Source organism: Flavobacterium bernardetii (assembly GCF_011305415.1).
Taxonomy (GTDB): domain Bacteria; phylum Bacteroidota; class Bacteroidia; order Flavobacteriales; family Flavobacteriaceae; genus Flavobacterium; species Flavobacterium bernardetii.
Genome location: NZ_JAANOQ010000004.1, coordinates 309095 through 322238, shown reverse-complemented (window position 1 = coordinate 322238; position 13144 = coordinate 309095). Strand labels below are relative to the sequence as shown.

9 protein-coding genes, 2 tRNA genes and 1 pseudogene are annotated in these 13144 nt (G+C 32.1%); 4 read left to right on the top strand and 8 right to left on the bottom strand.

The features are described from left to right. A pseudogene (locus G6N05_RS09960) lies at positions 1 to 3521 on the bottom strand (hypothetical protein); the annotation flags it as partial. 244 nt (positions 3522 to 3765) lie between these two features. Here G6N05_RS09960 and folE point away from each other — a divergent pair. From folE to lgt, 4 genes are all read left to right on the top strand, one after another. Beyond that, positions 3766 to 4437 (top strand): GTP cyclohydrolase I FolE, encoded by a 672-nt coding sequence (gene folE / locus G6N05_RS09955; RefSeq protein ID WP_166128023.1) that lies wholly within the window; start codon positions 3766 to 3768, stop codon positions 4435 to 4437. 129 nt (positions 4438 to 4566) lie between these two features. Further along, positions 4567 to 6045: a cysteine--tRNA ligase gene (gene cysS / locus G6N05_RS09950; protein WP_166127969.1), complete on the top strand. Its 1479-nt coding sequence runs from the start codon at positions 4567 to 4569 to the stop codon at positions 6043 to 6045. 45 nt (positions 6046 to 6090) lie between these two features. Continuing rightward, entirely contained in the window at positions 6091 to 6312 is a 222-nt protein-coding gene (gene yidD / locus G6N05_RS09945) for a membrane protein insertion efficiency factor YidD (RefSeq protein ID WP_166127965.1), read from the top strand. 139 nt (positions 6313 to 6451) lie between these two features. Then, positions 6452 to 7375 carry a prolipoprotein diacylglyceryl transferase gene (gene lgt, locus G6N05_RS09940; protein ID WP_166127962.1) on the top strand — a complete coding sequence of 308 codons (924 nt, stop codon included), beginning with the start codon at positions 6452 to 6454 and terminating at the stop codon, positions 7373 to 7375. Positions 7376 to 7443: 68 nt separating this feature from the next. Here lgt and G6N05_RS09935 read toward each other — a convergent pair whose 3' ends face one another. The 7 genes from G6N05_RS09935 to G6N05_RS09905 all read right to left on the bottom strand — a co-directional run bounded on the left by G6N05_RS09935 (position 7444) and on the right by G6N05_RS09905 (position 13139). Beyond that, positions 7444 to 7881, bottom strand: a complete 438-nt coding sequence (locus tag G6N05_RS09935; RefSeq protein WP_166127957.1) for a hypothetical protein — start codon at positions 7879 to 7881, stop codon at positions 7444 to 7446. 195 nt (positions 7882 to 8076) lie between these two features. Next, positions 8077 to 8841: a hypothetical protein gene (locus G6N05_RS09930; RefSeq protein WP_166127953.1), complete on the bottom strand. Its 765-nt coding sequence runs from the start codon at positions 8839 to 8841 to the stop codon at positions 8077 to 8079. A gap of 129 nt (positions 8842 to 8970) precedes the next feature. After that, complete coding sequence (typA, locus tag G6N05_RS09925) at positions 8971 to 10767, bottom strand: translational GTPase TypA (protein WP_166127948.1); 1797 nt, start codon at positions 10765 to 10767, stop codon at positions 8971 to 8973. A 228-nt stretch (positions 10768 to 10995) separates the two neighbouring features. Continuing rightward, positions 10996 to 12405 (bottom strand): hypothetical protein, encoded by a 1410-nt coding sequence (locus tag G6N05_RS09920; protein WP_166127944.1) that lies wholly within the window; start codon positions 12403 to 12405, stop codon positions 10996 to 10998. Between the two features lie 141 nt (positions 12406 to 12546). Continuing rightward, complete coding sequence (gene rpsT, locus G6N05_RS09915) at positions 12547 to 12798, bottom strand: 30S ribosomal protein S20 (RefSeq protein WP_166127941.1); 252 nt, start codon at positions 12796 to 12798, stop codon at positions 12547 to 12549. Positions 12799 to 12962: 164 nt separating this feature from the next. Continuing rightward, a tRNA-Glu gene (locus G6N05_RS09910) sits at positions 12963 to 13034 on the bottom strand. 33 nt (positions 13035 to 13067) lie between these two features. Further along, positions 13068 to 13139: transfer RNA gene (locus tag G6N05_RS09905), tRNA-Glu, on the bottom strand. Positions 13140 to 13144: the final 5 nt, after the last annotated feature.

The following is a 13144-nucleotide window of genomic DNA, read 5'->3' as shown; positions in this document are numbered from 1 at the left end:
GTAATTGCAGTTAAAGCCGTATTCACACACAAAGTTGGTGTAATTGAAGCTGCTGAAACTGTATTAATTCCATTTACTGTAATAGTTCCTGTTGCACTAAATGTACCACAACCTCCTGTTAATGGAATCGTGTAATTAAATGTACCAGTTGCACTTGGTGTTCCTGATATAGTAATAAGATCACCTGCCCATGAAGCTGAAACTCCAGCTGGTAAACCAGTTGCCGCTCCAATTCCTGTTGCTCCTGTAGTAGCGTGAGTAATTGATGTTAGTGGTGTATTTACACACAATGTCGGTGTAGATGACGCAGCAGCTACCGTATTATCTGGTGTAACCGTAATAGTTCCAGTAGCGCTAACCGTTCCGCAACCTCCAGTTAATGGAATTGTATAATTGAATGTTCCTGTTGCACTTGGTGTTCCAGATATAGTAATTGTACTTCCTAACCAAGAAGCCGAAACTCCTGCTGGTAAACCAGTTGCTACTCCAATTCCTGTAGCTCCTGTTGTTGTATGAGTAATAGCTGTTAAAACTGTATTCACACATAAAGTAGGTGTTGAAGGCGCTGCAGTAACCGTGTTATTTGGTGTAACTATAATAGTTCCTGTTGCACTAACTAATCCACATCCTCCAGTTAATGGAATCGTGTAATTGAATGTTCCAGTAGCACTTGGCGTTCCAGATATAGTAATTAAGTTTGCTGCCCAAGAAGCTGTAACTCCAGCAGGTAAACCAGTTGCCGCTCCAATTCCTGTTGCTCCTGTAGTAGCATGTGTAATATCCGGTGTTAAAGGTGTATTTACACACAAAGTAGGTGTTGAAGACGCAGCCGCAACTGTATTAGCATTTGTTACAGTAATTGTAGCTGTAGAACTTAATGGTGTATTATTTGAACCTACAGCAACATTTGTTAATGTATATATAGTAGTTGTAAATAATGGCGAAGGAGTGGTCCACACATAAGTTCCAGAAGCATTTAATGGAGCATTATATGTATTAGAACCTAGTGTAAAGGTAACTACTGCATTTGGTGGACCTGTAAAAGTCAACTGTCCTGTAGTTCCAATACAAATTGTATTACCTGTTGCAGTTGCATCACATCTTACGTCTAATAAGAAAGACATAACATCTGGATCAGCTTCATCAAGACAATTAGCAGTATTATTTTGAGCTCTTACATAAATAACTGTATCTGTAGTCACAGGGAAAGCTGAAGGAGTTGTAATATTACCAATAATTGGTGGCACCCCATCAAATACTAAAGCATCGAAATAATCAGTAAAAAAATAAACTGAAAAATCCGCAGGATTTAAAGGTGCTAAAAGTGCTGGAATAAGTGATGTCAAATCAAAAGTTGGATTACAATCTCCTAACGGACCTAATTGCGTAGGCGGTTGATTTAAAACAGGTAATGCACCAAATTTAATAATTACAGAATCATCTGATACAAATCCACAATCTGGGTGTGTAACCTCAACTCTCCAAGTACCTGATTGAGTAACAGTAATTGATTTAGTAGTATAACCTGGCTGTAATAAACCACCTAAATACCATTTATAAGCTAAAGCATTCGCATTAGCTGGTGGATTTTCGAAATTACAATGTAACGTGTAAGAATTAACTGCAACGTCACAAATAGAAATTTCATTAATTAATGGTGGATCTGGAAAAACAGACGTAGGTGTTGACCCTAAAGCAACACCACAAACTACGTCACAACTTGTTGTTCCTGCCCCAACTGTAGACAGATTTGTTTGTGTCATTACAAATTGAGCGGGTTGACCTGAAAAATTTGTAATTAGTAAAACATAGTTATCTCCTGGACTAGCATTGGTAATTGTTATGTTTTCAGTAGGAGATGCAGAATAACTACAACCTACAATATTACTTGGTGCGACAGGAGCATTATAATCTGACAATTTCGTGCATCCACCTGCCATTTCCTCATCTGAAAATGGTCCCCAACAAATATAATCTACATCTAAGTTATTAAGTGCTGGAGGATTATTTCCTTGGTGCAAATTAAAAGTTAAAGTTCCTGCTTCTCCAACTTGAAAAGCAAACCAGTTTGCGTTTGGAGCAGACCCCAAACATCCAGGAGAACCTAAATTAGGACCTGCATTACTTGGTCTTGGAGATATATTACCCCCACATATTGGAGGAAGTTTTGGACCAACACAAATTGTACCGGTAGCATTTACATTACCACAACCTCCTAAAAGAGGGATGGTAAAAGAAAAAGGACTTCCAACAACCGTTGTAGGAATACCTGATATAGTAATTAAATTACCTGACCATACGGCAGTAAGCCCAGGAGGTAAATTTATTGGAGTTCCAATCCCAGTTGCACCTTGAGTAAAAAAAACGATTGGTTCTATTTCTTCATTTAAAAACACGGAATGTGAAACAGTAACAGGCGTAACAGTGTTAACAGATTTAACAACAATAGTTCCTGTAGCATTAACTGTTCCGCATCCACCAGTTAATGGAATTGAATAATTATAAGTACCTGCCACTGTTGGAGTACCTGATATACTTATTGTATTAGCTGACCAAGAAGCTGTAACTCCCAGAGGCAGTCCAGTTGCTGGTCCAATACCAGTAGCTCCAGTTGTAGTATGAGTAATAATTGGCGCAATTGGTGTATTTCTACATACAGTTGTGTTAGTCGGACCTGTAACTGTATTATCTGGAGTTACTGCAATAATTACAGAATCTTCAGAAGTAGTTAAACAATTAGGATGGGTAACAACGACCTTCCAAATTCCAGCTTGTGTAATTGTTATTGATTTTGTGGTTAAAGTGGGCTGTAAAACACCGCCTAAATACCATTGATAAGATAACGTTGCTGCATTTGCAGGAGTATCCTCAAAATTACAATGTAAAACATAAGAAGTTACATTGTTACTACATAATGAAACGGTATTAATTGCAGGCGAACTTGGGTAATTAGTACTTGCTGTAGGCCCTAAATTTACCCCACACATGATACTACAATCTGTAGAACCTGCACCAGCCGTAGCTGTATTTAATTGTTCTAATACAAACGTACCTGGTTGATTAGTTAAATTGGTAACTAATAAAACATAATAATTTTGTGCAACTGCACCTGTAATTGTGAAGTTTTCTGTAAACAATACAGAAGAACTACAGGCTACAATATTATTTACTCCTCCATTTAAATTTCCATCAGGAAAATCATATAATTCTGTACAATTTGAATTATCTGTAAAAGGTCCCCAACAAACAAAATTAACATCATTATTATTATATAATGGAGCGTTATTACCTTGGTGTAAACTAAAATCAATATTCCCAGAAGTTCCAACTTTAAATACATACCATGATGCATTAGTTGTTAACGTATTACAACCTATTGCTCCAAAATCTGGATTATTTAATCCACTTGGCGGTGCTATAACACTACCTACACATATTGGATCAGCTGTTGCACAAGTTGCTTGTGAATAAATGGAATTAATGCTTAAAAAGACAAAAAATAATAGTAGAAATTTTTTCATTTTATATATAATTTTTAGTAGTGTGTTGTTGGTTATTATATAGCAAAAATAAAAAAAAAATTAACTTTTCATTAATAAAACGACAATTTAACAAAAATGCTTGTTTTTCGTCGGATTAATATGTATTTTAACGACTTGTTGAAAAATATTCTTACTTTAAATTTAAAATTTACTTTCAAAACTTTATAAAACTAATTTATTCAGAAATGTATATATTTGCAGTAATTTGCAAATTATAGGTATGATGATTAATAACGAAGAACATAACGACGAAATAGGCAACAATCACATTGCCACAAGTACACATAATCCAGTTAGAGAGGACGCTTTTGATATTTCTGACGAGGAAAAAATTACAAGAATAAAAAAAGACGTGGAAAGCATTTTGCTAACTCTTGGTATGGACTTAACAGACGACAGTTTGAAAGGCACGCCTAATAGAGTCGCAAAAATGTTTGTGAAAGAAATTTTTGGTGGATTAAATCCAAATAAAAAACCAAGCGCTTCCACTTTTGACAACAAATACAAATATGGCGAAATGTTGGTGGAGAAAAACATTGTAGTATACTCTACTTGTGAACATCATTTACTTCCTATATATGGTAGAGCTCATATTGCATACATTTCAAACGGAACGGTTGTTGGTTTATCTAAAATGAACAGAATTGTGGAGTTTTATGCAAAAAGACCACAAGTTCAAGAGCGTTTAACGATTCAAATTGTAAAAGAATTACAAGAAGTTTTAAACACGGAAGATGTAGCTTGTGTAATTGATGCGAAACACATGTGTGTAAATTCTCGTGGAATTAAAGACATTGAAAGTAGCACTGTTACTTCTGAATTCGGCGGAAAATTTAAAGAAGAAAAAGTAAAAAGAGAATTCTTAGACTATATTAAATTAGATACGAGATTTTAACTAGCCCTGATTGCAGTGAAAATCCTTTTAAAACTGTTGCCTGAGGCTCTCGAAGGCAACAGTTTTAAAAGATTGTAACGGAAAGCAGGATAAAGCTCCAAAAAAAATAATAAACATAAACTAAACAAAATGCCACTTTACGAAACCAATCCACTTCAGGTGTATAATTCTTTATCGGGAAAAAAAGAAAATTTTAAATCGATTCACGAAGGTCAAATTGGTATGTATGTTTGTGGACCAACGGTTTACAGTAATGTGCATTTAGGAAATGTGAGAACTTTTATGAGTTTTGACATGATTTATCGTTATTTATTGCATTTAGGTTACAAAGTTAGATATGTACGAAATATTACAGATGCCGGACATTTAACAGATGATGGTGATGTAGATAATGACAGATTTGTAAAACAATCTCGTTTAGAAAAATTAGAACCAATGGAAATTGTACAGAAATATACTGTAGATTTTCATAGAGTTTTAGAAACATTCAATTTCTTACCTCCAACTATTGAACCAACGGCAACGGGACATATTTTAGAACAAATTGAATTAACTCAAAAATTAATTGAAACTGGTTTTGCTTATGAAAGTCAGGGTTCGGTTTATTTTGATGTGTTAGAATATAACAAACGTGGTTTAAATTACGGCGAATTAAACAATAGAAATATTGAAGATTTATTAGCCAATACAAGAGATTTAGACGGGCAATCGGAAAAGAAAAACCCACAAGATTTTGCTCTTTGGAAAAATGCTTCTCCAGCACATATTATGCGTTGGAATTCGCCTTGGGGAGCTGGTTTTCCTGGTTGGCATTTAGAATGTACTGCCATGAGTACAAAATACTTAGGTGAAACTTTTGACATTCATGGTGGTGGTTTAGATTTAAAATTTCCGCATCACGAATGTGAAATCGCACAAGGAACTGCTTGTAATGGACACAAACCTGTAAACTATTGGATGCATACCAACATGCTTACGATGAATGGTTTACGCATGAGCAAAAGTACTGGGAATTATATTTTACCAATGGAATTATTAGATGGTAAAAATGATTTCTTCGAAAAAGCATTTGATCCAAGTGTGGTGCGTTTTTGCTTTATGCAAGCGCATTATCGTGGTGTTTTAGATATTTCAAATGAAGCAATGGTGGCGAGTGAAAAAGGCTACAATCGTTTGATGGAAGCTATGGATGTTTTATCGAAAATTGAAACTAGCGCTACTTCTACTGTTGATATTGCTACTTGGAAAAAAGCGTGTTATGACGCTATGAATGACGATTTTAATACTACGATTTTAATCGCACAATTATTTGAAGCGGTTAGAATTATCAACGTATTAAACGATAAAAAAGAAACGATTTCTGCTGCTGATTTAGCTGAATTAAAAGCAACTTTAGATATTTTTGTTTTTGATGTTTTAGGATTAACGAATAAAAAAGCGGAAGGAAATAACAATAAATTAGGAAGCGTTATTGAAATGCTTATCGAAATGAGAATGGAAGCTAGAGCGAATAAAAACTGGGCTTTATCTGATGAAATTAGAGATAAATTAGCCGTTTTAGATATTCAATTAAAAGACGGAAAAGAAGGAACGAGCTTTTCTTTGTAATTTACGAATTACGATTTTGGATTTACGATTTACGAAATATAAATTATGAAAAAGATTTTAATTTTTCCGTTTATCATGATCATTCGGTTTTATCAAATCGTAATTTCGCCTTTAACTCCAGCAACTTGTAGGTTCGCTCCTACTTGTTCAAGTTACAGTAAAGAAGCATTAGAAAAACATGGCATATTAAAAGGAAGTTGGCTTGCGATTAAAAGAATAGCCAGTTGTCATCCTTGGGGAAGAAGTGGTTACGATCCGGTTCCTTGATCTTGAGAAAGGGAGATTTGGTGACTTGGAGATTTTGACAAAGTTAAATTTGAAACACAAACCTTTTAAACGCATAAAAAATAAACACAAAACCTTTTAAACTTATAAACATTTAAACTCATAAACAAAAAAATATAATATGATTTGGAATCCAACAGAAGGTATCGATTTAGGTTTTTTCATGATTCGTTTTTACAGCTTAACATGGGTTGTGGCCTTTGCATTAGGATGGTATATTACGAAATTTATCTTTGAAAGAGAAAATGAATCTATAGAAAAATTAGACAATTTATTTGTTTACACAATTGTTGCTACAATGGTTGGAGCACGTTTAGGTCATGTTATTTTTTACCAACCCGAATTATTCACACAAGACCCATTAAGTGTTTTGTTACCATTTAGCACTAAACCCGAATTTCATTTTACTGGTTTTAGTGGATTAGCGAGTCATGGTGCGGCAATTGCCATCATCATTACAATGTATTACATTAAAACGAAAGTATTACAACGTCCGTTATTATGGATTTTAGATAGAATTGTAATTCCTGTGGCTTCAGGTGCGATTTTCATCCGTTTAGGAAACTTTATGAATTCTGAAATTTTCGGAAAAGTGACTTCTAAAGAGAGTTTCATGGCTATGAAATTCATCAAAGGCGAAGATAATTTACCACCACAATTGGCCTCTCAATTGACAAATATTCCAGACGGAACACAAGCATATAATGCGATTGCAAAAGATGTTCAGTTTAAAGATATTTTAGAGAAAATTCCATACAGATATCCTGCTCAATTGTTTGAAGCATTATTATACATTCCAGTATTCTTAATCTTGTCTTATATGTATTGGAAAACCGACGCGAGAAACAAACCAGGATTATTATTTGGAACATTTTTAGTGTTGCTTTGGTCTGTTCGTTTCTTTGTTGAATTTGTAAAAGACAGCCAAGGTGGTTTTGAAGAATACTCCATATTTAATGCCTTATCTACCGGACAATGGTTAAGCATTCCGTTTATTTTTATCGGATTTTACTTTATATATGTTTCACAAAAGAAAGTAGTGTAACCAAATAAATTATAAAAAAAAACGGCAAACACTAATTTAGAGTTTGTCGTTTTTTTTTATTCAGAAATTTATCCTTTAAACTTCCATTCAAATTCGTCGTTATCATTAATAATAGCTCCAATCTCAATTTCAACAACCTCATCGTAATCTACTTGTAAAAACAACCAGTTAGCTTCATTAAAATAACTATCTACACCTTCTTCCGAATCTTTTTCAAAGTCTGTGATTTTATTTATAGCCAAATCGCCATTAACAACATCCCAAGGCGTAGAAATAACTTTAGATCCAAACAAAGTAATTTCTGGATTAGAAGTAGAAATATAACCTAATTTCAAATCTTCTTCTACATAAAAAGTAAGTTTCATGCGTTCTTTATTGTACACATAAATGGTATTATCTTCGTCATCTTTAAATGTTTTACTTGGTTTACCATACAAGGCTTCCACGTATTTTGGAGTCATACCAAACTCTAATCTATCAATTCCGTTTTTTAATTTAATTTCCATGGTTCAAGGTTTTTGAATAACAAAGTTAGGGTTTTTACATATTGATTTTATGATTTCTTACAAAATATTAATTAGAGGAATAAAAAAAACCACGAATATCAAATGAAATTCGTGGTTTAATATATTTATAAAAAATCTAATTAGATTTTAAAACGTTTTCTGTCCGATTACGTTAAATAAATTTTTTAGCTAAAATTAATAATACGACATTTGTTTTGTACTCACATTCCCCATAGAAGTTTGTGTTAATTGTGTTGGATAATTTGATGTATTATATGCAAACACATTACTTGTCAACAAAGTTACATTATGCTTGTATGTTAGAATATTATGATTAATTCCAAAATCAAAATTATTTGTTAATTCTTCCGCTAAATTTATTTTTTCAAAACCTATTACATTTTTGAAAGGAGAAATGTTTGTATCGTAAGTATAAGTTTCTGTCGTATTAAAGGATTGATTGCCAGGCCCATAATCAATATAGACTTTTGTAACATCACCATTTGTAAAATATACTTTACCTGTAAAATAAGGTGTTATTTGTGTTGTTGTAGCGTTTCCAGAAACTTTGACGTATGAAATTGTCCCATCAGTATTATATGTAAAAGTATTTTTAACATAATTCCCTGATGAATTAGTATTCTTCGACATTGCTAGGTTTCCATTTGTAGCATATTGATATATTATTGTTTCCATAAGCACAGATCCTTCATAAACTTTTATTTCAGTAATCAAATCGCCTGTATATGTGTAAACTGTTTTTTCAGTACCTGATACTACATTTGCAAGTTTAGCTCCACTATAAGTAAACGTACTTGTTGCACCTCCTGTTCCTGATTCAATTACTTGTTTCAAAAAACCTGAAGGTAGTGAAGGCTCGTTTACTAATGCTTCATCACTAGTAGAACAAGAGGTAAAAATTAGTATCAAAACACTTAAGGCAAAAATTATTCTTTTCATTTTTATTTGTTTAAAAATTGTGTTTAAAAATACAAAAAAAAATGATTATCCATCTTTTTTTTTTTATTTTACCCAATAAAAAAACCATCAACTTGAATTGATGGCTTTAGTATTTTACTTATATAAAAGTTATATTTTAAAACGTTTTCTTTCTGTTTCTGTTAAATAAATCTTTCTTAAACGAATAGATTTAGGTGTACACTCAACATATTCATCTTTTTGAATATACTCTAAAGCTTCCTCTAATGAGAAAATAACTGGAGGAATAATTCTTGCTTTTTCATCATTTCCAGATGAACGAACGTTAGATTGTTTTTTCTCTTTCGTTACGTTTACACACATATCATCACCACGAGAGTTTTCACCAATAACCTGACCTTCGTAAATTTCAGCATTTGGTTCCACGAAAAACTTACCTCTATCTTGTAATTTATCAATAGAATAAGGAATAGCTTTACCTTTTTCCATAGAAATTAATGAACCTTTGTTACGTCCAGAAATTTCACCTTTGTAAGGTTCGTATCCAATAAAACGGTGTGCCATAATAGCCTCACCTGCTGTAGCAGTAAGTAATTGGTTACGTAATCCAATAATTCCACGAGATGGAATATTGAATTTAATAATCATACGTTCCCCTTTAGTTTCCATGCTCAACATTTCACCTTTACGTAAAGTAACAAACTCTACAGCTCTACCTGATAAACTTTCTGGTAAATCGATTGTTAATTCTTCAATTGGCTCACATTTAACACCATTAACTTCTTTAATGATAACTTGTGGTTGTCCAATTTGTAATTCGTAACCTTCTCTTCTCATTGTTTCAATAAGAACAGATAAGTGTAATACTCCACGTCCGAAAACCATGAATTTATCAGCAGAATCAGTCTCACCCATTCTCATAGCTAAGTTTTTCTCTAATTCTTTTTCTAATCTTTCTCTAATATGACGAGACGTTACAAATTTTCCTTCTTTACCAAAGAATGGTGAGTCGTTAATTGTAAACAACATACTCATTGTTGGCTCATCAATAGCAATTGAAGTTAAAGCTTCTGGATTTTCAAAATCGGCAATAGTATCACCAATTTCAAAACCATCAACACCAATAATTGCACAAATATCTCCAGCAATTACACTTTCTACTTTCTTACGACCTAAACCTTCAAAAGTGTGTAATTCTTTAATTTTTGATTTTGTAATAGAACCATCACGTTTTACTAACGAAATGTTCATTCCTTCTTTTAATTCACCTCTTTCTAATCTACCAATCGCGATACGACCTGTAAATGCAGAGAAATCTAAAGATGTAATTAACATTTGAGGCGTTCCTTGTCCAACATTTGGAGCTGGTACGTGCTCAATAACCATATCTAATAACGCTTCTACGTTATCCGTTACGTTTTCCCAATGATCAGACATCCAGTTGTTTTTAGCAGAACCATAAACAGCAGGGAAATCTAATTGAGATTCCGTAGCACCTAATTCAAACATTAAGTCGAATACTTTTTCGTGAACTTCTTCTGGAGTACAGTTTTCTTTATCCACTTTATTAATAACTACGCAAGGTTTTAAACCTAAATCGATAGCTTTTTGTAATACGAAACGAGTTTGTGGCATTGGTCCTTCAAAAGCATCTACTAACAAACATACACCATCGGCCATGTTTAATACACGCTCTACTTCACCACCAAAATCGGCGTGACCTGGAGTGTCAATAATATTAATCTTAGTTCCTTTGTAAGAAACAGATACGTTTTTAGAAGTAATAGTAATTCCTCTTTCACGCTCTAAGTCGTTATTATCTAAAATTAAATCTCCAGTATTTTCGTTATCACGGAACAATTGACAGTGATACATAATTTTATCAACCAATGTAGTTTTACCGTGGTCAACGTGGGCAATAATTGCAATGTTTCTAATAGATGACATATATACTTTTTTTGAAAGCGCAAAGGTACGTTTATTATCTTGATATTCAAACAACTATTTGCTTTGTTTACATTTTAATAAATTTAGGAGCAGAACTATTCATTTTCAATACACTAACAGTCGCGTGTTCCGCTATATCTTTTATTTAATTGCCTTAGGAACAATTAAACAAAAGGATGCCGCTACACCCACGGCTAGATTAGAAATTTAGTATTTCAGAACAAAAAATTAAAGCTTTAACTTATTATCTTTTAAAAATTCTTGAAATTTTTCTTCCCAAACTTCAAATTTTTTAAATTCATTTCTTCGTTTCTTAATTACTTCAAAACAATCTTCAAATAACTTTTTATCATCTAATTCTTTAATTCCATCCATCATTACCAAAAGTCCATATGCGGTTTCATTAAGTTCCATTTTCTTAATTAAATTTCCTCTTTGATTTATTAAACTACTTTTATCATTTAATTCAACAATAAAACTATGCATTTCTAAATCATCAATTTCAAAAATAATTTTAGACAATGCTAATTGATATTTCTCCAAAGACAATGATTTCAAAACTTTTAAAAGCTTAACAAACTTTTTTTCAGGACTAAAAACTAAATCTCTTTCTGATTCTTTATTTTCATTAATTAATAATTCCGCATTACCAATTACATTTAATCCCGACAAAATAAAATCAGCAGTTTCAGTATTGTTGTGGTTTTTTTGGTAATTTCCTAAAACATCAAAAGAAAGTATTTTATGAGACAACCATAATTTCTCTAATTTAGTCAAATGAAATTCACAATCATTCGAAGAAACAAAACCATAAAGAGATTTTAAACAAAAGCGTTCGTCACAAGTACCATTCTTAAGGTTTTCAAGTTTAAAATCAATAATTTTAGAGATTAAATCTCCTGATTTTTCACTGCAATATTCAGAAAGTGCAAATTGATAAAAGAGATCATCATAACTATTCAAATACTCTTCAAGTAAATAAAAAAAACTTTCATCTGGAAATTTTCTAATCGCATCAAAAGCATCTTCTTTAAAACTTTTAATCAATTCAATATCTTCTCTGTTTTGATATTTAGCCAACGTAAACAACAAAGCCTCTGAACGTGTTGATATAACTAAATCTTTTATTTTTTTGTAATAACTGATATTTGTTGGAATTTGAGATGAAATTTCATTTAAATATTTCAAATTTCCAGAAGGGTTTTCCAATAAAACAGTAGTTAATTCAGATTTAATTTCATCTTGTCTTTCTTTTTTCAGGACTTCACTATAATATGACAAACATTCAAAATAAAAACCAACCAAAGACCTTGAAGATGTTTCATCTTCATAATACATAGAATCATTAGCTACCAAAGTCTTTTTAAACACATTAATAATTTTTGCATCATCTCTATTTATTAAAGCTCTAATCGCAACAGCTTTGACATAAACTGTTTTTCCTTTTAAAGCTAAAAATTCTAACTCATCAGATTTTGCGATTTTTTGAACTTTATCTTCAATTTTTTCTAAACTCTCATTCAAATAAAAAAAATAGGAATATTTCTCAACTGGCTCCAAAGTTTTTGTCAGTTCTTTAGACACTTGCCCAAAGGAATGATTACAAATAACCAACACGATAATTAAAAATCTTTTCATCAAGCTTCTTATTATTTATTAAATACAATCTTACATTTATTTATAAACGCAAAATATTAAAAAATCATATATACAAAAACATATTAAACAAAAAAAAGTCCTGATTTTCATCAGGACTTTTAAAATATCTTAAATTACTAATTATAAACTAGCAACTAATCTTGTTAACTTAGATTTTAAGTTTGAAGCTTTGTTAGCGTGGATAATGTTCTTCTTAGCTAACTTGTCAATCATTGAAATAACTGTAGGTAATTTTGCAGCAGCTTCTGCTTTTACAGTTGCTAAACGAATTGCTTTAATAGCATTACGTGTAGTTTTGTGTTGGTATTTATTTAATACTCTTCTTTTTTCGTTGCTTCTAATTCTTTTTAAAGCTGACTTATGATTTGCCATTTTCTTAATTTTTAAATTGTAATAACTTTATTTACTTATTAGTAAAAACAAGAAAAACCTCCCACAATTGAATTTTAATAAAATCAATCACTTCAGTTTTAACTAACAAAACAAAAAAGGAGACACCATTTTTTGTTTTATAAAACTATTTCAAAACTAATTTGTAGTCCGTAGGGGAATCGAACCCCTCTTACCAGGATGAAAACCTGGCGTCCTAACCGATAGACGAACGGACCATTAACTGATTTAGTGTTTCAGTAAAAACATTGTAGTCCGTAGGGGAATCGAACCCCTCTTACCAGGATGAAAACCTGGCGTCCTAACCGATAGACGAACGGACCATTGC